Source organism: Serratia quinivorans (assembly GCF_946227985.1).
GTDB classification, from domain to species: domain Bacteria; phylum Pseudomonadota; class Gammaproteobacteria; order Enterobacterales; family Enterobacteriaceae; genus Serratia; species Serratia quinivorans_A.
In genome coordinates this window covers 229,923-251,680 of record NZ_CAMKGL010000004.1, presented here as the reverse complement: position 1 = coordinate 251,680, position 21,758 = coordinate 229,923, and the positions used below count along the sequence as shown (strand labels likewise).

Genomic DNA, 21,758 nt, shown 5'->3' with positions numbered 1-21,758 from the left:
TCATTTTTCAACCGTTATGTCATCCGCGTTTGACCGTCGCGGCGAAAATGATGCGCAGTGAAAAAAAGTGGTATATGATATTGGTTATCATTATCACTTGAAGGGTAGGGTTATCATGATTGCAGCCATGATTACCGCGTGTGGGTTGTGGGGCGTCAGTTGGTGCCTTGGCAACCGTTTGGCCAGCGCCTGGGGGGTTTTACTGCCCTGTGCCTTGATGCCGTTACTGGCATTGATCAATCTGGATATGATGCAATTACGCACGCTGATTGTGATTGCCATGCTGGCCACCCTGGTGATGCTGTTCAATAGTCGCTGGCGCCACTACCTGCTGCTGCCTTCCTGCATGGCGCTGGCTGGCGGACTGGCGGCTATCGGTCTGAACTTCAATCTGGGCTGAAAACGCAAAAACCACGCTTTCGCGTGTTCATTATCGTTCTACTGGGAATGACTTCGGGAATATTACCGGAGAGAATTATCGATTGGTGCGAAGAGAGGGACTTGAACCCTCACGTCCGTAAGAACACTAACACCTGAAGCTAGCGCGTCTACCAATTCCGCCACCTTCGCACAGCCGATATCTTTATTTTGCTTTCGATTTATATCACCAGCTTGGTGCGAAGAGAGGGACTTGAACCCTCACGTCCGTAAGAACACTAACACCTGAAGCTAGCGCGTCTACCAATTCCGCCACCTTCGCATTGATGCTGTGCAATATAAATCATGTGGTTATTTGGTGCGAAGAGAGGGACTTGAACCCTCACGTCCGTAAGGACACTAACACCTGAAGCTAGCGCGTCTACCAATTCCGCCACCTTCGCATTCCAAGAACATTACCGGAGTAACGTACCACGGAGGCGAATTCTAGAGATTTTGGCGGGGACGTCAATAGTTATTTCCCCTGTTTGCGGGCGTTTGCTGGAAAAACGTCCGTTTTGGGCTGTTGATACTGTTCAAACAGCCAAATCAGCCAGTCAATCAATACCCTGACCCGGGGCGCAAGGAAACGACCGGGGGGATACATGATGTAAATTGGCATTGGCGGCGGCGGGGTTTCCGCCAACACTTCGACTAATTCTCCCTTCTGCAGCCAGGGGGCCAGCGAGTAGTGCGCCGCCTGGATCAGACCCATTCCGGCGCGACAGCCGCTGGTGTAGGCATCGGCACCGCTGACGCTCAGCCTGGCGGGCAATTCGCGCAACTCCACTTTGCCGTTGCGGCAAAACTCCAGCGGGTAATTACGGTTGCTGGCGAGGGAAAAATAGCCCACCGCCTGATGCTGCTGCAACTGGTCAATCGACTGAGGAACGCCGAACGCGGCCAGATAGCCGGGAGAGGCGCAGGTTAGCTGTGGCAGCATGGCGATGCGCCGTGCCACCAGGCTGCCATCTTCGGTTTCCCAGGCGCGCAGCACGCAATCCACTCCCTCGCGCAGCAAATCAACATGAGTATCGTTGGCGCCCAACGCCAGCGTCAGGTCAGGATAACGTTGGTAAAAGTCATCCAGAGCGGGGATCACGATTTCACGCGCCAGCGAATGGGGCATATCGATGCGTATCTTGCCGGAAGGCTGCAGTTTATGGTGGCTGAACAGCGTGTCCGCCTCTTCGAGCGCCCCCAGCAACTGCACGCAGCGCTGATAATAAAGCGTGCCTTCGCGGGTTACCTGCACCTGACGGGTAGTGCGGATCAACAAACGGACGCCGAGGCGCTGCTCGAGCCGTTTGAGGGCATTGCTGACCGTGGCACGCGGTAACTGCAAACGCTCGGCTGCGCGGCTGAAACTGCCCAGTTCGACGATGCGGGTGAAAATGCGCATGGCCTGGATCTGATCCATTTTGCCGCCCCGTATTGTTAGCGATTTTTGAACAGTGATGTCTGATCTGCATTATTTATCTTTTCAGGGTAAACAACCAGACTCAGTTGTACCAGCACTCCGCTGATGAAAACCGCATGAGGGCAACACAATGCAACAACGTCAATTAGGTCCCAATGGCCCGACCGTTTCTGCCCTGGGGCTGGGCTGCATGGGGATGAGTGATTTCTATTCGACGGCGCAGGACGAGAAAGAGGCCATCGCCACACTGCACCGGGCATTGGAACTGGGGGTTACCCTGCTCGATACCGCCGACATGTACGGCCCGCACACCAACGAACAGCTGATTGGTAAAGCGATCAAGGGCAAACGGCAGCAGGTCTTCCTGGCCACCAAATTTGGCATCCTGCGCGATCCGGCCAATCCCGGTGCCAGGGGCGTCAGCAGTCGGCCCGAGTATATTCGTCGTTCGGTAGAAGGCAGCCTGCAGCGGCTTGGGGTCGAGGTGATAGATCTTTATTACCAGCATCGCGTGGATCCAGAGGTGCCGATCGAAGAGGTGGTTGGCACCATGGCGGATCTGATCAGCGAAGGTAAAATCCGCTACATCGGGCTGAGTGAGGCTTCGGTCGCTACGCTGGAACGTGCGCATAAGGTGCATCCGATAACCGCGTTGCAGACCGAGTATTCACTGTGGACGCGTGATGCTGAGCAAGGAGTATTGGCGGCCTGTGAGCGTCTGGGTATCGGCTTTGTTCCTTACAGCCCGTTGGGGCGAGGTTTTCTGACCGGAGCTATTCAACGGCCGGAAGATCTGGATGCCGATGACTTCCGCCGCAGCAACCCGCGTTTCCAGGGGGAAAACTTTGCCCGCAATCTGGCGCTGGTGGCGAAAGTCAGCGAACTGGCCAAACAGAAAGGCGTAGCGCCTTCACAGTTGGCATTGGCGTGGGTATTGGCGCAGGGCGAACATATTGTGCCGATCCCGGGGACCAAGCGTCGTCGTTATCTGGAAGAGAACATTGCGGCGGTTGAACTGACGCTGAGCCAGGCGGAACTGGCGGCGATTGAGGCGGTGTTTCCGTTGCAGGCGGCGGCAGGCGCACGCTATGGCGCAGAGTCGATGACCTATATCAACGGATAAAAAAAGGGCGCGGCGTGTGAACGCTGCGCCCTGATCCCCGAGATTTGCGCGTCGGGGGTGACTTATTTTTTCTTTTTCGGATCGCGTGGCGGGCGGCCGACCGTCGCCTGATAAACCTTGAAGCGTCCGTTTTGTGCCAGCACTTCATGGCTGCCGAAGGTGGCGTCCAGAATGTCCGGGTAAGGCAGGAAGGCGTTGGCCACGATGCGCAAACGACCGCCGATAGGCAGGTGTTTTAACGCACCGCGGATCAGGGTTTCCGCCGCCGTCAGGCTGGTTTGCAGCCCATCATGGAACGGTGGGTTGGAGATGATCAGGTCGAAACGACCGGTAATGTCGGAATAGACGTTACTGACGATCACTTCACCTTCAATGCCGTTGGCGGCCAGCGTTGCACGGCTGGATTCAATGGCTGCGGCGTTGACGTCGCTGAGGGTCAGCTTCATTTTTGGCGACAGTTTGGACAGCACTGAGGCCATTACACCGGCACCGCAGCCCACGTCCAGCACTTTGCCTTTCATGTGCTTATCCAGCGTCGACAGCAGCAGTGAGCTACCGACATCCAGCCCGTCGCGGCTGAACACGCCCGGCAGGGTTTTCACTTCCAGATCGTGCAACTGATAGCTTTCCCACCAGTCTTCCAGGTTGAATTCGGTCTGGGTATCCAGGCGGCCGTGATACAGGCCACAGCGGCGGGCGCTGTCGATTTTCACCAGTGTGGCGTAGTCTTCCACCATCTGATCGGCACTGCGCACGCCGCTGCGGTTCTCACCGACCACGAACACATCGGCACCTACCGGCAGTAATGCCAGAATGTTGCACAGCTGGAATTGCGCTTCCTGTTTGCTCTTCGGCCAGTAGTAGATCAGCGTATCGCACTCGGCGACGAACGCGGCATCTACGGTCAGGCCGTACTGCACGTTGTCACCCATCGCCCGGTTCAGTAACTGCCAGTGATGGTATTGCTGGGTATGGACACGCACATCCGCGGCCTCAAATTGGGCCGGCAGGGCGTCCTGCAGGTCACCGGCGAACAGAACGCGGCGTTCGATAAACTCATCACTGTGGCGCAGCATGACTTCACTGGCGGGGGTTAATGCAGACATCAGGTTTTGGCTCCTAGAAATTAGACCGGGGATTATAGAGCTTTGTGGCGATATGTTCGACGGGTTTGTTGGCGCAGGCCGCGCGGGTTTGTTAGCATAGCGCGGCGCATGGCAGGCATGGCGCACCACAACGGGTAGATCCTGACAGGAATCGGCATGACATCAAAACGCGACTGGCTGTTACAACAACTGGGTATTACGCAGTGGACATTGCGCCGCCCGGGCGTGTTGCAGGGCGAAGTGGCGGTCAGCCTGTCACCCGATGTGCGTTTACTGGTCGTGGCGCAGGCCTTGCCTGAGCATAACGATCCGCTGTTTTGCGACGTGCTGCGCAGCCTGGGGCTGACCCCGGCGCAAACCTATGGCCTGACGCCGGATCAGGTGGCGATGTTGCCTGAGGATACCGAATGCAACAGTTGGCGGTTGGGCGTTGCGGAGCCGCTTGCGGTGGCCGGCGCGCAGCTATACAGCCCGGCACTGGCCGAGCTTTCTCTCGATGCGAGTGCCAAACGCGCACTCTGGCAGCAGATTTGTCATCATGAACAAGATTTCTACCCTGACCGCGGCCGACCTGGCCACAGCCTTCACGATTGAGCAAGCCAGCCACGCCTTTCCCTGGACACAAGCTACCTTTGCCACTAATCAGGGCGATCGCTACCTTAACCTGAAACTGGAAGTCGACGGGCAGATGGCGGGTTTTGCCATCACCCAGATCGTGCTGGATGAAGCCACGTTGTTCAATATCGCGATTCATCCCGACTGGCAACGCCAGGGTTTTGGCCGTCAATTGCTGGAAGCGCTGATTGCACAGTTGGAACCCCGCGGCGTGTTTACGCTGTGGCTGGAAGTGCGTGCTTCTAACCGTGCGGCCATCGCACTGTACGAAGATCTCGGCTTTAATGAAGTGACCATCCGCCGTAACTACTACCCCGCTGCCCATGGGCGTGAAGACGCGATAGTCATGGCGCTGCCGCTGGCATAGCGAATATCTCGGTCCTAACTTTTCCGCGGGTAAAAGCATTGATTGTCACCGGTTGGTAAATCAGCGAAAATGCCCGGCTATTATCTTTTATTTACCGCTTTGCCTGGCGCCGTGCGCGGCGCGTTCTGATGCTTTCGCAGGGCGGACTAACTGTAGAATCTGAAAACATGTCTCCTAGTGAATTTGCCCGCGAAGTCTCGAAAAGAAGAACTTTCGCCATCATCTCGCACCCCGATGCCGGTAAAACCACCATTACCGAAAAGGTGTTGTTATTCGGACAGGCTATCCAGACCGCCGGTACGGTAAAGGGCCGCGGCTCAAATCAGCATGCCAAATCCGACTGGATGGAAATGGAAAAGCAGCGTGGGATCTCAATCACTACCTCGGTGATGCAGTTTCCGTACCGCGAATGTCTGGTTAACCTGCTGGACACCCCGGGGCACGAAGACTTCTCCGAAGATACCTACCGCACTTTGACCGCAGTCGACTGCTGTCTGATGGTGATCGACGCCGCCAAAGGGGTTGAGGATCGTACCCGCAAGCTGATGGAAGTTACCCGTCTGCGTGATACGCCGATCCTGACCTTTATGAACAAATTGGACCGCGATATCCGCGATCCGATGGAAGTGATGGATGAAGTTGAGCGCGAGCTGAAAATCGCCTGTTCACCGATCACCTGGCCTATCGGCTGCGGCAAGCTGTTTAAAGGGGTCTATCATCTGTACAAGGATGAAACCTACCTCTATCAGACCGGTAAAGGCCACACCATCCAGGAAGTGCGCATTGTTAAAGGGTTGGATAACCCGGAGCTGGATGCCGCCGTGGGTGAAGACCTGGCCGCGCAGCTGCGTGAAGAGCTGGAGCTGGTGCAGGGCGCATCCCACGAGTTCCATCATGAAGCTTTCCTGAGCGGTGAGTTGACGCCGGTATTCTTCGGTACCGCTTTGGGTAACTTCGGTGTTGACCATATGCTTGACGGCCTGGTGGCCTGGGCTCCAGCGCCGATGCCGCGTCAAAGCAGCACCCGTGAAGTGGTAGCAGCGGAAGAGAAATTCAGCGGTTTCGTGTTCAAAATCCAGGCCAATATGGATCCTAAACACCGTGACCGCGTGGCCTTTATGCGTGTGGTCTCCGGCCGCTACGAGAAAGGCATGAAGCTGCGTCAGGTGCGCACCGGTAAAGACGTGGTGATCTCCGACGCCCTGACCTTTATGGCGGGTGACCGTTCGCACGTCGAAGAGGCTTATCCGGGCGATATCATTGGTCTGCATAACCACGGTACCATTCAGATCGGCGATACCTTCACCCAGGGTGAAGACATGAAGTTCACCGGTATTCCGAACTTTGCACCGGAGCTGTTCCGTCGCATTCGTCTGCGCGATCCGCTGAAGCAAAAACAGCTGTTGAAAGGCCTGGTGCAACTGTCCGAAGAAGGGGCAGTACAGGTATTCCGTCCGATCGCCAGCAACGATTTGATCGTCGGTGCGGTTGGTGTGCTGCAGTTTGAAGTGGTGGTCGCACGCCTGAAAAGCGAATACAACGTGGAAGCCTTGTACGAGTCGGTCAACGTTTCGACCGCCCGTTGGGTTGAATGCAGCGACGTGAAGAAATTTGAAGAGTTCAAGCGCAAGTGTGAGCTTAACCTGGCACTGGACGGCGGCGACAACCTGTCTTACATCGCGCCAACCATGGTTAACCTGAATATCACCCAGGAACGCTACCCTGAAGTGGTGTTCCGCAAAACACGCGAGCACTAACAGAACAGCAGGGCGCCTTAGGGCGCCCTGTGTTGTCTTCCCCCAGAGCCTGCTAATTAGTTAATCCCCCTCATCAGTTTTTTGTATCCCTCATCGTTAACCGTTTTGCCGGGTAACGCCTGCTTTTTTTGTCATATGGTCTATATTTAACAGGGCATAACCGATCGGGTAAGCGTAATTCACTGCTTTTTGTCATAACGGCAGCGAGTTATTCGGAACTGTTGCCAATTAGAGACAGTATGATGTCATGTAAATCAACAACATAGCGATAACATGGATTTTACTGATAGGTGTTGTCGCCAATAGACGACAGTTTTTAGCCTAAAATGTAAGCGTTATTTGTTTTATTATTGATTTTAAATGGTTTTTTAAAATTGGCATGGCCGTTGCAATACTCCTGATGTGGCAACAATCGTTTAACGTGAATGTTTGAACGTATAGAAATCGTGAAGTATTACTGAGTGGGCCGCGTTATGGCGGCTGAAGGATCCGTAACCATTTTGGATCCACAACCAAAGGAAGAGATCGATGAAAAATACTAAATTTGCACAATCACTGATGGCTGTTGTTTTGGGTTCCGTTCTGGTTAGTGGCAGCGCGCTGGCTGAAGATACTATGCTCAATAAAGCGTCAAGTGCCGCTGATAGCGCGGGTGCCAAAATCGATAGCTCCATGAAAAAAGTTGACGGCTACATGGATGACAGCGCAACAACGGCTAAAGTTAAAAGTGCGTTGGTCGATGATAAATCCATCGCCAGCTCTGATATCTCGGTGAAAACCGAAAAAGGCACCGTCACCCTGAGTGGGTTTGTCGGCAGCCAGGCGCAGGCCGAGCACGCGGTTGAAGTGGCCGGTAAAGTGGAAGGCGTCAAATCCGTCAGCGACAAGCTGCATGTGAAAGACGAAAGCAAACAGTCCATGAAGGCTTATGCCGGTGATACCGCGACGACCAGCGAACTGAAGGCCAAACTGCTGGCCGATGACATCGTACCTTCGCGCAACGTGAAAGTAGAAACCACCGACGGTGTGGTGCAGCTTTCCGGTGAAGTGAAAACTCAGGCACAGTCAGAACGTGCAGAAAGCATTGCCAAGGCTATCGACGGTGTGAAAAGCGTTAAAAACGACCTGGTCGTTAAGCCATAAATTTTTTAGCAAGCGTAACAACAAGCACCAAATCCTGGGTTAGCCGTGAGGCTAGCCCAGGATGCACCATCAAAAAAAGAAACTGACCGGCAGTCTGGTTGCGCCCGAGAAGGGCACGGATTGCGATGCGTTTTTTCACTATGGTAAGGAGAAGCTTATGTTTCGTTGGGGCATTATCTTTTTAGTCATCGCATTGATTGCTGCAGCATTAGGTTTTGGTTCACTGGCGGGTACCGCCGCCTGGGCTGCAAAAATCGTCTTCGTCGTAGGGATCATTCTGTTCCTGGTCAGCCTGTTTACCGGCCGCCGACGCCCTTAGCTTTATCCTCAAAGTGTAACAAAGCTTAATCCGTTTTCTCGCAGTAGGGAGGTCAGTCATGAACAGTGACATCATCCTCGGACGCTGGAAACAGCTGAAGGGCCAGGTGTGTCAGAGGTTAGCGCAGTGGTCTGACAGCGACTGCATCTGGCTGATGGGCAGCAATGATTGCCTCTCTGGTGTACTGCAAGAGGATTACGGAAGAGAGCAAGACAAGGTATCCTCGGGTAAAACGTCTCACTGAGGATGCAGGGTTGGGATACAGAATACCCATCACGCTCGGCAATATCGAACCGCTGGCGTATAAACCTTACCGGCCCGGTAAAATGGCGCTGGTATGTGAAGGGGGCGGGCAGCGCGGCATTTTTACTGCCGGCGTGCTGGACGAGTTCCAGCGTGCCCGCTTTAATCCTTTTGATCTGATGATCGGCACCTCTGCCGGCGCGCAAAACCTCTCGGCTTTTATTTGTGGCCAGATGGGCTACGCGCGGCGGGTGATCACCCGCTACACCACTTCCGCTGAATTCTTTAACCCGTTGCGCTTTGTGCGCGGTGGGCATCTGATCGATCTCGACTGGCTACTCGATACCACTTCGCAACAGGTCCCGTTGGCGATGGACGTTGCGGAAAAAAGCCTGATTGATGGCCGCGAATTCCTGATGTGCGCCTGCCGCAGTGATGACTTTGAGCCGACCTACCTGCCGGCGCAGCGCGAAAGCTGGCTGCCGGCCCTCAAGGCATCCAGCGCCATCCCCGGTTTTTACCGCATGGGTGTGGAGCTGGACGGCGTTAGCTATCAGGATGGCGGCATCAGCGATGCGATCCCGGTTGAAGAGGCCTATCGCCGGGGCGCGGATACCATCGTGGTGATCCGCACCGTGCCGTCGCAGATGTACTACACGCCACAATGGATGAAACGCATGGAGCACTGGCTGAGCGAAAGCAGCCTGCAGCAGATGGTGCGCATCCTGCAACACCACGAACAAAGTTACCACCGCATCCAGCAGTTTATTGAGAAGCCACCCGGCAAGCTGCGCATCTTCGAGATTTTCCCGCCGAAACCGTTGGCCAGTAACGCTCTGGGGAGCCGCCTAACGTCGCTCAATCAGGACTATCACCTGGGCCGCAAGTGCGGGCGCTACTTCCTGGCGACCGTTGGCCACTGGCTGGTAGAGCAGGACAAACTGGATGGCATGAAGGTGAAAAAGGCGCTGTCACGCCGCTTGATCCAACCGGAAAACGTGATCATGCCTTCACCAATCATTACCGACATCACTCACCCGCGTGATCTTGCTAATCCGTCGGAAGCCAAGCTGGCGGCGATGGACATTATCTTGCCGGGCGAAGTGCCACCGGGCGAGGGTGGCGTGCTGTGATGCACGACTTCACCGACACCCACTGCCACTTCGATTTCCCGCCCTTTTGCGGTCATGAGCCTGAGAGCCTGGCGCTGGCTGAACAGGCGGGTGTGCGACGGATTATCGTACCTACGGTAACCGCCGATCGTTTTGTGCGGGTGTTAAAGCTGGCACGCGATTATCCACCGTTATTTGCCGCCCTGGGGCTACACCCGCTGTATATTGCCGAGCACCATGAACCCGAGCTTGAACAATTGGCGGGCTTCCTGGCCAGCCGACCGCAGAAGCTGGTGGCTGTGGGGGAGATTGGCCTCGATCTGTATATGGCAAACCCGCTGTTCGAGCGGCAACAGCGGGTGTTAACCGCGCAATTGAAGCTGGCAAAGCAACATGATTTGCCGGTGATCCTGCATTCTCGCCGCAGTCACGATCAGCTGGCGGCAATGCTGCGTCGCACCGAAGTGCCGCGGCGTGGCGTAGTACACGGCTTTGCCGGCAGCCTGTCGCAGGCGCAGGCGTTTATTCGACTGGGGTATTACATTGGCGTGGGGGGCACCATCAGCTATGAGCGGGCGCAGAAAACCCGCAATGTGATGGCCCAACTGCCACTGACCTCGCTGTTATTGGAAACTGATGCGCCTGATATGCCGCTGGCCGGTTACCAGGGGCAAGCCAACCGCCCCGAGCGCGCGGTGGAAGTATTCCATACGCTGTGCCAACTGCGCCCTGAATCCCCGGATGAGATTGCCGCCCATCTGCAACACAACACTCACGCCTTATTTACGCTCTGAGCGTTAAAACACGACTTAAGTGTGATGAGTGTCACGTTATAAGATTTTCATTTGCTTCCTGTTGTATACATTTGTGACATAAATCGGTGCGGGTATCCTCTCGCTCCGTATAATCGCACCCCGAAATCACTCATAAGCAACCCTTGCGGTACAACCGGACTGGGATGCATTTCTTTTTTTCGCAACAGGGATATTTTGCATGCAACTCATCATGAGCCTGGTCGGTATGGCAGTGCTGATCGCCATCGCCGTGCTGCTTTCCAGCAACCGCCGCGCGATTAAGTTTCGCACCGTTGGCTGGGCATTCGTTCTTCAGGTCGCCATCGGCGCGTTGGTGCTGTACGTCCCGGTAGGTCGCGCCATTCTTGGCGGCATGTCGGCCGGCGTGGCCAACGTGATTGCCTACGGTAATCAGGGGATTTCATTTATCTTCGGCGGTCTGGTTTCCGACAAGATGTTTGAAGTCTTTGGCGGCGGTGGTTTTGTTTTTGCGCTGCGCGTTCTGCCGGTGATCGTGTTCTTCTCCTCGCTGATTGCGGTGCTTTATTACCTCGGCATCATGCAACTGGTGATCCGCGTGCTGGGCGGCGGTGTGCAGAAATTGCTGGGTACTTCGCGGACGGAATCACTGTCTGCTACCGCCAATATCTTCGTTGGTCAGACCGAAGCTCCGCTGGTGGTGCGCCCGTATATCGCCACCATGACCCAATCTGAGTTATTCACCGTGATGTGCGGCGGCCTGGCTTCTGTGGCCGGTTCGGTGCTGGCGGGGTATGCCCAGATGGGGGTACCGCTGGAATACCTGATTGCCGCTTCGTTCATGGCCGCACCGGGTGGCCTGCTGTTTGCCAAGTTGATGGTGCCGGAAACCGAAAAAACCCACGACAAGGACGATGCGACGAAGTTGATCGCAGAAGAAGACCGCCCGGCCAACGTGATCGACGCCGCGGCTTCCGGTGCCGCTTCCGGTATGCAGTTGGCGCTGAACGTTGGCGCAATGCTGCTGGCGTTTATCGCGCTGATCGCCCTGTTGAACGGCATTCTCGGCGGTATCGGTGGCTGGTTCGACTATCCGCAACTGTCGCTGGAGCTGATCCTCGGCTGGGTGTTCTCACCTATTGCCTTCCTGATTGGCGTGCCCTGGCATGAAGCGATGACCGCCGGTTCGTTTATCGGCCAGAAAATTATCGTGAATGAATTTGTTGCCTACATGAACTTTGGTGCTTATTTGCGTCCGGACGATGTGGTGGCGGCAGAGGGGCTGCAGGTGCTCTCAACGCATACCAAGGCGATCATCTCCTTTGCCCTGTGCGGCTTTGCCAACCTGTCATCGGTGGCGATCCTGCTCGGTGGTCTGGGCAGTATGGCACCGAATCGTCGCCATGATATCGCTCGTTTCGGTCTGAAAGCCGTGGCTGCGGGGACGCTCTCTAACCTGATGAGCGCAACCATCGCCGGGTTCTTCCTGGCGTTGTAAACCCCAGGCCGTCCTACATAGGGCAACAGGCTCTATTGCAGGACAGCGCCTATACTTCTAACACGGGCACAGAATGCTGTGCCCGTAGCCCGTTGGCAAACACCCGAAAAACGTGGTTTTCGGGTGTTTGGGGTAAATCAGAAGACATAATCCTTTGTTTCTATCGGGCCCCGGATCAGGACTTTTAACCGCAAAGGACTTTGTCAGTAATCTGACGGGCACAGAATGCTGTGCCCGCTGTCTTTGCCCGTTTCTTTAGCGAATTTGTGAACGATATCGCGTTATTTTGTGATGTTCTTCACATATAATTCCGGTCTGTTACAGTGTTATTTCATATAGTGTGACTGTGAGCGCGAATTGCCCCAGGCGATCGTGTTCAAATAGCTATTACTGACCCTGCGCGATGCGGAGGGTATGTGCGGTGAGAAGGATCTCAGTTGCCGATGAGGGAACCCGTTCCCCAGTGCTATCTTCAAGGAACCAAGTCCGCTCGCCAACATCCAGGTTCTCAGTTGGAGAGTTTTATGACCGAATTAACCGCAGCAGCGCAACGTGCGCTGACCTTAATGGATTTAACCACGCTGAACGATGATGACACCGATGAGAAAGTGATCGCGCTGTGTCGTCAGGCGAACAGCCCGGCCGGACATACCGCGGCCATCTGCATTTACCCGCGCTTTATCCCGGTGGCGCGCAAGGCCCTGCGTGAGCAGGGGACGCCGGACATCCGCATTGCGACCGTCACCAACTTCCCGCATGGCAATGATGATATCGAGATTGCGCTGGCGGAAACGCGTGCAGCTATCGCTTACGGTGCCGATGAAGTGGACGTGGTGTTCCCTTACCGCGCGCTGATCGCCGGTAATGAGCAGGTCGGTTTTGAGCTGGTGAAACAGTGCAAGCAGGCCTGTCTGGCCGCTAACGTGCTGCTGAAAGTGATCATCGAAACCGGTGAGCTGAAGCAGGCCAATCTGATCCGCAAAGCTTCGGAAATTGCCATCAATGCCGGCGCGGACTTTATCAAGACCTCAACCGGTAAAGTGCCGGTCAACGCGACGCTGGAAAGCGCCGAGCTGATGATGTCGGTGATCCGCGATCTGGGCGTCGCCAAGACGGTGGGCTTCAAGCCGGCCGGCGGTGTGCGTACGGCGGAAGACGCGCTGCATTACCTGCAACTTGCCGATCGTATTCTGGGTGAGGGCTGGGCCGATGCGCGTCATTTCCGCTTCGGGGCTTCCAGCCTGTTAGCCAGCCTGTTGGCAACGCTGGGCCACGGTGCCGAGACGTCTGGCAGCGGTTACTGATCGATTCCGTCGGCAAGGCGCGAAATGGCGCCTGCCTGCACTCTACATTAGCTAAAACAGGGGGATGCCTTGTTCCTGGCACAAGAAATTATTCGTAAAAAACGTGACGGTCAGCCGTTGAGCGAAGCGGAAATCCGCTTTTTCATCAATGGGATCCGTGACAATGTGGTTTCCGAAGGGCAGATCGCGGCGCTGGCGATGACCATTTACTTCCACGATATGACCATGCCGGAGCGGGTGGCGCTCACCATGGCAATGCGTGATTCCGGCACCGTGTTGGACTGGAAAAGTCTGTCGCTGAACGGGCCGTTGGTCGACAAGCATTCTACCGGCGGTGTGGGCGACGTGACTTCGCTGATGCTCGGGCCAATGGTGGCGGCTTGCGGTGGCTATGTGCCGATGATTTCCGGCCGCGGCCTGGGGCATACCGGTGGTACGCTGGACAAGCTGGAGGCGATCCCGGGCTTTAATATTTTCCCGGACGACAATGCCTTCCGTAAAATCATTCAGGACGTGGGCGTGGCGATTATCGGCCAGACCAGCTCGCTGGCACCGGCGGACAAGCGTTTCTACGCGACCCGTGATATCACCGCCACCGTGGATTCTATCCCGCTGATCACCGCCTCAATTCTGGCGAAAAAGTTGGCAGAAGGGCTGGATGCGTTGGTGATGGATGTGAAGGTCGGTTCCGGTGCCTTTATGCCAACCTACGCATTGTCGGCCGATCTGGCGCAGGCGATTGTCGGCGTGGCTAACGGCGCAGGCTGTAAAACTACCGCGTTGCTGACTGACATGAACCAGGTGCTGGCTTCCAGCGCAGGTAATGCGGTTGAAGTTCGTGAAGCGGTGCGTTTCCTGACCGGTGAATACCGTAACCCGCGCCTGCTGGAAGTGACCATGGCACTGTGCGTGGAAATGCTGCTTTCCGGTGGCCTGGCGAAAGATGACGCCGATGCGCGTGCCAAACTGCAGGCGGTGCTGGACAATGGTAAAGCGGCGGAAGTGTTTGGTCGCATGGTGGCCGCGCAACAGGGCCCGACCGATTTCGTCGAGCGCTACGACAGCTACCTGCCGGCAGCCACCCTGAGTAAACCGGTTTACGCCGAAAAACAGGGTATCATCAGTGCGATGGATACCCGTGCGCTGGGCATGGCGGTGGTATCGCTGGGCGGTGGTCGTCGTCGCGCGACCGATAATATCGACTACAGCGTCGGCCTGACAGGCATGGCCCGTCTGGGCGATAAAGTCGATACCCAGCAGCCGCTGGCGGTGATCCACGCCAACGACGAAGAAAGCTGGCAGCAGGCGGCCGAAGCGGTACGCAGTGCGATGGTGCTGAGTGACAAAGCGCCGGAAGTGACGCCAGTAGTGTATAAGCGCATCACTAAAGAGTGATTCCCTTCGTCTTTCAAGCTGTAGCGTTGTTGGCTGCACGCGCGCACCCCAGTCACTTACTTGAGTAAGCTCCTGGGGATACACGCGCTAGCCGCCTAGCTACAACTCGAAATCCATTGGGTATAAATTTAGAGAATTAAGGGCGATTGCAGTCTTGCAGCCGCAATAGCGTGAGAACACGCAGGAGAGCATGATGAAACGCACATTTATTATGGTATTAGACTCATTCGGTATTGGCGCAAGCGAGGATGCGGCGAAATTTGGCGATCAGGGTTCCGATACTCTGGGCCATATTGCCGAGGTTTGCGCGCGCGGTGAGGCCAACGTGGGCCGTCAGGGCCCGTTGACCCTGCCTAACCTGAGCCGTCTGGGCCTGGGCAAAGCGGCGGAAGAATCCACCGGCACCTTCCCGCAGGGTCTGGACCGCAATGCAGACATCATTGGTGCCTATGCACACGCCAGCGAACTCTCCTCCGGTAAGGATACGCCGTCAGGCCACTGGGAAATTGCCGGCGTCCCGGTGTTGTTCGACTGGGGTTATTTCAGCGATGAGCACAACAGCTTCCCACAGGAGCTGCTGGACAAGCTGGTTGAGCGCGCCAATCTGCCGGGTTACCTCGGCAACTGCCACTCTTCCGGCACCGTGATCCTCGACCAGTTGGGCGAAGAGCATATGAAAACCGGCAAGCCGATTTTCTATACCTCTGCCGACTCGGTCTTCCAGATCGCCTGTCATGAAGAGACCTTCGGCCTGGACCGTCTGTATGAACTGTGTGAAATCGCCCGTGAAGAGCTGACCGAAGGCGGTTATAACATTGGCCGTGTGATCGCGCGTCCGTTCCTGGGCGACAAGCCGGGCAATTTCCAGCGTACCGGCAACCGTCATGATCTGGCTGTCGAACCACCGGCGCCAACCGTGCTGAAAAAGCTGGTGGACGAGAAGGGCGGCGAAGTGGTGTCTATTGGTAAAATCGCCGACATTTACGCTAACGTGGGCATCACCAAGAAGGTCAAGGCGACCGGTATCGACGCGCTGTTCGACGCCACCCTGATTGAAATGGAAAAAGCCGGCGACAACACGATCGTGTTCACCAACTTCGTTGATTTTGACTCCTCTTACGGCCACCGCCGTGACGTTGCGGGTTATGCCGCCGCCTTGGAGCTGTTCGACCGCCGTCTGCCGGAGCTGCTGAAACTGGTTAAAGATGAAGACATCATTATCTTCACCGCTGACCACGGCTGTGACCCAACCTGGCCGGGCACCGACCACACCCGCGAACATATCCCAGTCTTGGTTTACGGCCCGAACGTGAAGCCTGGCTCGCTGGGCCACCGTGAAACTTTCGCCGACATTGGCCAGACCGTCGCCAGTTACTTTGGTGTGTCGCCGATGGATTACGGCAAATCCATGTTCTAAGCCCCGTCTTTCAAGCTGCAGCGTTGTTAGCTTCACGAGTGAACCCCAATTACTTACTCAAGTAAGCTCCTGGGGATTCACTCGCTAGCTGCCTAGCTACAACTTGAAATCCAATGGCTTGGACGTTTGACGTTTTTATTAAATACGATTTCTAAAGGAAGACAATTATGGCTACGCCGCATATTAATGCTGAAATGGGTGATTTCGCTGACGTAGTACTGATGCCGGGCGATCCGCTGCGTGCAAAATACATCGCGGAAACTTTCCTGGAAGGCGCGGTGGAAGTGAACAACGTGCGGGGCATGCTGGGTTTCACCGGCACTTACAAAGGCCGCAAAATCTCCGTAATGGGTCACGGTATGGGTATCCCGTCCTGCTCCATTTATGCACGCGAACTGATTGCCGAATTCGGCGTGAAGAAAATCATCCGTGTGGGTTCCTGTGGCGCGGTGCGTGACGATGTCAAACTGCGTGACGTGGTGATCGGTATGGGCGCTTGCACCGATTCCAAAGTGAACCGTATGCGTTTCAAGGATCATGACTACGCGGCAATTGCCGACTTTGACATGGTGCGTAACGCAGTAGACGCAGCGGCAGCGCAGGGTATCCCGGCGCGCGTGGGCAACATCTTCTCCGCTGACCTGTTCTACACGCCAGATCCGGACATGTTCCAGGTGATGAAGAAGTACGGCATCCTGGGTGTGGAAATGGAAGCGGCCGGTATCTACGGTGTGGCGGCGGAGCTGTACGAAGAGTTTGGCTGTAAGGCACTGACCATTTGTACCGTTTCTGACCACATCCTGCGTCACGAAGCGACTACCGCAGCAGAGCGTCAGACCACCTTTAACGAAATGATCGTTATCGCGCTGGAATCTGTACTGCTGGGCGACAAAGAGTAATATCCAGCGGGCGCAGCACCTTGCTGCGCCCCTGTAGCAATCTATTCACCTTTCCTAAATCATTTCCTGCAAATACTTTACCTGACAGCTAATTAGCGCTATTACTCTATTCATAAATCTATTCACGAATCTATTCATCTATGACGGGTATCGAGCAATTACTACGTAATGGCCCAGCGACATCTACAGCACTTACTGAAGCGCTGGGTATCAGTCAACCGACACTATCGCGCCGTATTCGCAATTTGGCAGGAAGCGTACTGGTGATGGGCAAAGGCCGGGCCACCCGCTATGCGTTGCTCAGAAGCGGGGCAGGTGAAGGGCATTTTCCGCTGTATCAGGTGGATGAGCAGGGTAAGGCACATAAGTTTGCCACGCTTTATCCTGTCTATCCGGCTGAAGGATGCGCGGTACAAAATGAGCAAAATGGTGAATGGCAACTTTATGATGGTCTGCCTTGGTATCTGAACGATCTGCGGCCGATAGGTTTTCTTGGCCGGGCATGGGGGAAGGCGGTTTCTCAAGTATTGCGCCTGCCGGAAGATACTCTGCTTTGGAACGAAGAGCAGCGACTGTGGGCGCTTTGTCACTTTGGTGACGACATGAGCGGTAACCTGCTGCCTGGCAACGGCAGCTATCAACGCTGGCTGGTACATGACCTGGAGCAGGCAGTGCCGATGGCGGAAAAAACAGTCCGTTACGCAGAGCTGGCGAAGCAGGCATTGGCGGGGGAACTGGTCGGGTCTTCTGCCGGTGGTGAGCAACCCAAGTTTATTGCTTATGCTGAACTGAGGGACGAGCGACAAGGTCATGTATTGGTTAAATTCAGTACGGCCCCGGAAAACCCCAATGCGCAGCGTTGGAGTGATTTGCTGATCGCAGAGTCACTGGCGTTACAGGTCGTGGCGGAAGCGGGGTTGCCTGCGGCACGAAGTGAAGTCTTGTTGGGTGAAAATCAGCAGTGTTTTCTGGAAATTGAACGGTTCGATCGCATCGGCCCGTTTGGCCGGGTGGCGATGGTTTCACTCGAAGCATTGGATGCCGAGTTTAGCGGTAGCGGCAATGCCAATTGGGTTACGGCGGCGCAAGGGTTATTGCAGCATGGTGTGATAGACAGCCCTACCTGTCAGAGAATGGCACTGTATTGGGCATTCGGCAGGTTGATTGCCAATAGCGATATGCATCAGGGGAACTTGTCGTTTCTGCACCCCGAACAGCGGCCGGTAGTTTTAGCCCCTTTGTATGACATGTTGCCGATGGCATTTGCGCCAACCAGCAGCGGTAATATGCGCCATCAAGCGTTGGAAATCCGATTGGGTCATGAAGTCAGCGGTGCCGTTTGGCGGCAGGCGGAATTGATGGCGCTGGAGTTTTGGCAACGTGTGGCACGGCATACACTTATCAGCGAAGATTTTCGCGTTATCGCCGACCAGATGCTGGCACAGGTTCAGGGGCTGAACGAGCGTATTCAGCGAATGGCTTAAGAACCGCTCTCGGGCTTCTTCTCTTCTTCTTTATTCGCATCCGGCCGCGCGTCATCATCGTCATTTTCTACCGTGTTACCTTCCTCCAATGGCGTATTGGCGGTCAGCAGGTACGGCGATTGCTGCCAGCGGCTGCGACGGTGTTGCAGCAGGGTACGTGCCAGAATAATACCTATGGCCAGAGCCAGCAGGATCATCAGGCGCAGCAGGTTGGTGGTGTTGTCCACCTGTTTGGATTCGGTCGCCAGTACGTGGGTGTCCAGCGTGATGCGGATAAACCCGATCGGACCGTCTTTGCCCTGAATGGACTCAACCAGTTGATGATTGAAGTAGCTGCCGGCGCGTTTACCGTCGAGCGACAAACGATCGCGTATACTTATCTGTTCACCGGCGTGGGAAACCAATGTACCGTCAAGCTGATAGACGCTGGCGTCCAGAATGCGGCTGCCCCCGGTGAGCTGTTTGAGGATGGCGTCAATGCGCTGGTTATCGACGTCGCTGTCGTCGTCCATCAGCGGTGCCAGGCTGGACGCGACCTGTTTGGTCAACGTTTGCGCCAGTTCTTCCACCTGTTCGGATCGCGCCAGTTGATGACTCAGGCTAAAATAGGACGCGCCCTGCATCAACAGTACCAGCAAAGCCAGGCAAATCAGGATAATAGCGGTGCGGTGCAGGCGAAATTTCAGTTTAGCGCGAGCCATGCAGGTTCCTTGGGCATCTTGGACACTTTATGTTGCCAGAAGCAATGGCGATAGGATAGCTTGATGCGTCGTTTTATCATGCAGTGTTTTTCAGGAGTTAAGGATGTCGAATAGTCTGACCTATTGCGATCTCCCGGCAGAGATCTCTCAATGGCCGGGTCTTCCCCTTTCGCTGAGCGGTGACGAAGTGATGCCGCTGGATTATCGGGCGGGTCATACCGGTTGGCTATTATATGGCAGAGAACTGAACAAAACGCGCATTACCGATTTCCAGCGTAAGCTGGGTGCGGCGATGGTGATTGTTACCGCCTGGTGCGTCGAGGACTATCAGGTGGTGCGTCTGGCAGGCACTCTGACGGCGCGCGCCAAGCTGTTGGCGGCGGAGAGCGGGCTGGATGTGGCCCCTCTCGGCAAGATCCCTCATCTGCGCACCCCAGGGTTGCTGGTGATGGATATGGACTCTACGGCGATAGAGATTGAATGCATCGATGAGATCGCCAAACTGGCGGGCGTCGGGGAGCAAGTGTCTGAAGTCACCGAACGCGCGATGCGGGGGGAACTGGATTTCACCGCCAGCCTGCGCCAACGCGTCGGCACGCTGAAAGGCGCCGATGCCAATATCCTCAAGCAGGTGCGCGATGAGCTGCCGCTGATGCCTGGGCTGGTCAACCTGGTGCGCAAGCTGCAGGCGATGGACTGGCATGTGGCGATCGCTTCCGGCGGTTTCACCTATTATGCCGAGTACCTGCGCGATAAACTAAAACTGGTGGCGGTGGCAGCTAACGAGCTGGAAATTCGCGACGGCAAGCTGACCGGTGAAGTGCTGGGACCGATAGTCGATGCACAGTTCAAAGCCGATACGCTTGTCGCACTGGCGGAAAAGCTGGGCATTGCGCCGCAGCAAACCGTGGCCATCGGCGACGGTGCCAACGATTTAAAAATGATGCAGGTTGCCGGGTTGGGCATTGCCTATCACGCCAAACCGAAAGTCTATGAGAAGGCGCAGGTGTCGATTCGCCATGCTGACCTGATTGGCGTGCTGTGTGTACTGACCGGCAGCCTGAAACACGAAGTTCGCTAAACCCTTCATACTTGAAGCTGTCTCTGTGTTGGCTGCATTTGCTCACCCCAGTCACTTACCTAAGTAAGCTCCTGGGGACTCACAAACTTGCCGCCTTGATGCAACTCCAATTATTTAGGGTATAAACAAAAGATTGAGGTAATACGTGGCAAAAGCAGCAAAACGGGCGTTTGTATGTAATGAGTGCGGGGCCGATTATCCGCGCTGGCAGGGGCAGTGCAGCGCTTGCCACGCCTGGAACAGCATTACAGAAGTGCGTCTGGCTGCGGTGTCCTCCTCTTCTCGCAATGAGCGCCTGAGCGGCTACGCCGGTGATGCCGGCATCAGCAAGGTGCAAAAGCTGTCGGACATCAGTCTGGATGAGCTGCCGCGTTTCTCCACCGGTTTCCTTGAGTTTGACCGGGTGCTGGGCGGTGGGGTGGTACCAGGCAGTGCGATCCTGATCGGCGGTAACCCTGGTGCCGGCAAGAGTACGCTGCTGTTACAGGTGCTATGCAAACTTTCCGAACAGATGAAAACCCTGTACGTCACCGGTGAAGAATCATTGCAGCAGGTTGCGATGCGCGCTCACCGTCTCGGCTTGCCGACCGGCGGCCTGAATATGCTGTCGGAAACCAGTATCGAGCAAATCTGCCTGATTGCCGAGCAGGAACAGCCGAAACTGATGGTGATCGACTCCATTCAGGTGATGCACATGGCGGATATTCAGTCTTCGCCGGGCAGCGTGGCGCAGGTGCGTGAAACCGCCGCCTACCTGACCCGTTTCGCCAAGACGCGCGGTGTGGCGATTGTGATGGTGGGACACGTCACCAAAGATGGCTCTCTGGCCGGGCCGAAAGTGTTGGAACACTGTATTGACTGCTCGGTGCTGTTGGACGGTGACGCCGATTCGCGTTTTCGTACCCTGCGCAGCCACAAAAACCGCTTTGGCGCAGTGAATGAATTGGGCGTTTTCGCCATGACAGAGCAGGGCCTGCGCGAGGTCAGCAACCCGTCGGCCATTTTCCTCAGCCGTGGCGACGAGGTCACCTCCGGCAGTTCGGTGATGGTGGTATGGGAGGGCACGCGGCCGTTGCTGGTGGAAATTCAGGCGCTGGTGGATCATTCGATGATGTCCAATCCGCGCCGGGTGGCTGTCGGTCTGGAACAAAACCGGTTGGCGATCCTGCTGGCGGTGCTGCACCGCCACGGCGGGCTGCAGATGTCCGATCAGGACGTGTTCGTCAACGTGGTTGGCGGGGTGAAAGTCAGTGAAACCAGCGCCGATCTGGCGTTGCTGATGTCGCTGGTATCCAGCCTGCGCGATCGTCCGCTGCCAAACGATTTGGTGGTGTTTGGCGAAGTGGGGCTGGCGGGGGAGATCCGCCCGGTGCCGAGCGGCCAGGAACGTATTTCCGAAGCAGCAAAACACGGTTTCAAGCGTGCCATCGTGCCGCATGCCAACGTACCTAAGAAACCACCGGCCAATATGCAGGTGTTCGGCGTGAAGAAACTGGCGGACGCATTGGACGTGCTGGAACAGTTTTATTAATTGCCACGCGGTGCGCAGACTGTGCTATTTTGTTTAGCATACTAAACGGAGGG

General features: G+C 55.8%; 21 protein-coding genes and 3 tRNA genes. 18 read left to right on the top strand and 6 right to left on the bottom strand.

The window, feature by feature from the left end; genetic code table 11:
- The first annotated feature begins 115 nt into the window (after positions 1-115).
- Positions 116-400 (top strand): DUF1435 domain-containing protein, encoded by a 285-nt coding sequence (locus tag OCH02_RS14225; protein ID WP_037424165.1) that lies wholly within the window; start codon positions 116-118, stop codon positions 398-400.
- Positions 401-483: 83 nt separating this feature from the next.
- On the opposite strand, the gene OCH02_RS14220 is transcribed toward OCH02_RS14225, so the two are convergent.
- The 4 genes from OCH02_RS14220 to OCH02_RS14205 form a co-directional block, all read right to left on the bottom strand.
- Positions 484-570 (bottom strand) — tRNA-Leu (locus tag OCH02_RS14220).
- A gap of 43 nt (positions 571-613) precedes the next feature.
- Positions 614-700: transfer RNA gene (locus OCH02_RS14215), tRNA-Leu, on the bottom strand.
- Positions 701-734: 34 nt separating this feature from the next.
- Positions 735-821 (bottom strand) — tRNA-Leu (locus OCH02_RS14210).
- A 71-nt stretch (positions 822-892) separates the two neighbouring features.
- Positions 893-1,837: a LysR family transcriptional regulator gene (locus OCH02_RS14205; RefSeq protein ID WP_261431774.1), complete on the bottom strand. Its 945-nt coding sequence runs from the start codon at positions 1,835-1,837 to the stop codon at positions 893-895.
- Positions 1,838-1,967: 130 nt separating this feature from the next.
- Here OCH02_RS14205 and OCH02_RS14200 point away from each other — a divergent pair, with 130 nt between their 5' ends.
- A complete protein-coding gene (locus OCH02_RS14200) occupies positions 1,968-2,960 on the top strand; it encodes an aldo/keto reductase (RefSeq protein WP_261431773.1) in 993 nt (330 codons plus the stop codon).
- Positions 2,961-3,022: 62 nt separating this feature from the next.
- Here OCH02_RS14200 and rsmC read toward each other — a convergent pair whose 3' ends face one another.
- Entirely contained in the window at positions 3,023-4,066 is a 1,044-nt protein-coding gene (gene rsmC / locus OCH02_RS14195; RefSeq protein ID WP_261092349.1) for a 16S rRNA (guanine(1207)-N(2))-methyltransferase RsmC, read from the bottom strand.
- Positions 4,067-4,222: 156 nt separating this feature from the next.
- On the opposite strand from rsmC, the gene OCH02_RS14190 reads away from it, so the two are divergent.
- The 14 genes from OCH02_RS14190 (at position 4,223) to yjjJ (ending at position 18,392) form a co-directional block, all read left to right on the top strand.
- Positions 4,223-4,660 carry a DNA polymerase III subunit psi gene (locus tag OCH02_RS14190; protein WP_261431772.1) on the top strand — a complete coding sequence of 146 codons (438 nt, stop codon included), beginning with the start codon at positions 4,223-4,225 and terminating at the stop codon, positions 4,658-4,660.
- On the top strand, positions 4,605-5,048 hold the full coding sequence (gene rimI, locus OCH02_RS14185) for a ribosomal protein S18-alanine N-acetyltransferase (RefSeq protein WP_261431771.1): 444 nt from the start codon (positions 4,605-4,607) through the stop codon (positions 5,046-5,048). The genes OCH02_RS14190 and rimI overlap by 56 nt, the downstream gene beginning before the upstream one ends.
- Before the next feature lie 167 nt (positions 5,049-5,215).
- A complete protein-coding gene (gene prfC, locus OCH02_RS14180) occupies positions 5,216-6,805 on the top strand; it encodes a peptide chain release factor 3 (protein WP_261431770.1) in 1,590 nt (529 codons plus the stop codon).
- A gap of 528 nt (positions 6,806-7,333) precedes the next feature.
- The gene (gene osmY, locus OCH02_RS14175) at positions 7,334-7,948 is read left to right on the top strand and encodes a molecular chaperone OsmY (RefSeq protein ID WP_261092352.1); all 615 of its coding nucleotides are present in this window, start codon (positions 7,334-7,336) and stop codon (positions 7,946-7,948) included.
- 157 nt (positions 7,949-8,105) lie between these two features.
- Positions 8,106-8,267: a DUF1328 domain-containing protein gene (locus OCH02_RS14170; RefSeq protein WP_004857650.1), complete on the top strand. Its 162-nt coding sequence runs from the start codon at positions 8,106-8,108 to the stop codon at positions 8,265-8,267.
- A gap of 58 nt (positions 8,268-8,325) precedes the next feature.
- Positions 8,326-8,511 carry a CsbD family protein gene (locus tag OCH02_RS14165; protein ID WP_261431769.1) on the top strand — a complete coding sequence of 62 codons (186 nt, stop codon included), beginning with the start codon at positions 8,326-8,328 and terminating at the stop codon, positions 8,509-8,511.
- Between the two features lie 10 nt (positions 8,512-8,521).
- Positions 8,522-9,643, top strand: a complete 1,122-nt coding sequence (locus tag OCH02_RS14160; RefSeq protein WP_261431768.1) for a patatin family protein — start codon at positions 8,522-8,524, stop codon at positions 9,641-9,643.
- Entirely contained in the window at positions 9,640-10,416 is a 777-nt protein-coding gene (locus OCH02_RS14155) for a TatD family hydrolase (RefSeq protein WP_261431767.1), read from the top strand. The genes OCH02_RS14160 and OCH02_RS14155 overlap by 4 nt, the downstream gene beginning before the upstream one ends.
- 199 nt (positions 10,417-10,615) lie before the next feature.
- The gene (locus tag OCH02_RS14150) at positions 10,616-11,893 is read left to right on the top strand and encodes a NupC/NupG family nucleoside CNT transporter (protein WP_261092356.1); all 1,278 of its coding nucleotides are present in this window, start codon (positions 10,616-10,618) and stop codon (positions 11,891-11,893) included.
- A 524-nt stretch (positions 11,894-12,417) separates the two neighbouring features.
- Positions 12,418-13,197: a deoxyribose-phosphate aldolase gene (gene deoC / locus OCH02_RS14145; RefSeq protein WP_261431766.1), complete on the top strand. Its 780-nt coding sequence runs from the start codon at positions 12,418-12,420 to the stop codon at positions 13,195-13,197.
- A 69-nt stretch (positions 13,198-13,266) separates the two neighbouring features.
- Positions 13,267-14,592 carry a thymidine phosphorylase gene (deoA, locus tag OCH02_RS14140; RefSeq protein WP_261431765.1) on the top strand — a complete coding sequence of 442 codons (1,326 nt, stop codon included), beginning with the start codon at positions 13,267-13,269 and terminating at the stop codon, positions 14,590-14,592.
- 193 nt (positions 14,593-14,785) lie between these two features.
- The gene (deoB, locus tag OCH02_RS14135; RefSeq protein WP_261431843.1) at positions 14,786-16,009 is read left to right on the top strand and encodes a phosphopentomutase; all 1,224 of its coding nucleotides are present in this window, start codon (positions 14,786-14,788) and stop codon (positions 16,007-16,009) included.
- A gap of 167 nt (positions 16,010-16,176) precedes the next feature.
- On the top strand, positions 16,177-16,908 hold the full coding sequence (gene deoD / locus OCH02_RS14130; RefSeq protein ID WP_012005116.1) for a purine-nucleoside phosphorylase: 732 nt from the start codon (positions 16,177-16,179) through the stop codon (positions 16,906-16,908).
- A gap of 140 nt (positions 16,909-17,048) precedes the next feature.
- Positions 17,049-18,392, top strand: coding sequence for a type II toxin-antitoxin system HipA family toxin YjjJ (gene yjjJ, locus OCH02_RS14125; RefSeq protein WP_261431764.1), 1,344 nt, complete (start codon positions 17,049-17,051; stop codon positions 18,390-18,392).
- On the opposite strand, the gene OCH02_RS14120 is transcribed toward yjjJ, so the two are convergent.
- Entirely contained in the window at positions 18,389-19,093 is a 705-nt protein-coding gene (locus OCH02_RS14120) for a YtjB family periplasmic protein (RefSeq protein ID WP_012005118.1), read from the bottom strand. The genes yjjJ and OCH02_RS14120 overlap by 4 nt on opposite strands.
- 103 nt (positions 19,094-19,196) lie before the next feature.
- On the opposite strand from OCH02_RS14120, the gene serB reads away from it, so the two are divergent.
- Together serB and radA are read left to right on the top strand one after the other, a co-directional pair.
- The gene (gene serB / locus OCH02_RS14115; protein ID WP_261431763.1) at positions 19,197-20,174 is read left to right on the top strand and encodes a phosphoserine phosphatase; all 978 of its coding nucleotides are present in this window, start codon (positions 19,197-19,199) and stop codon (positions 20,172-20,174) included.
- Between the two features lie 145 nt (positions 20,175-20,319).
- Positions 20,320-21,705, top strand: a complete 1,386-nt coding sequence (radA, locus tag OCH02_RS14110) for a DNA repair protein RadA (RefSeq protein ID WP_012005120.1) — start codon at positions 20,320-20,322, stop codon at positions 21,703-21,705.
- Positions 21,706-21,758: the final 53 nt, after the last annotated feature.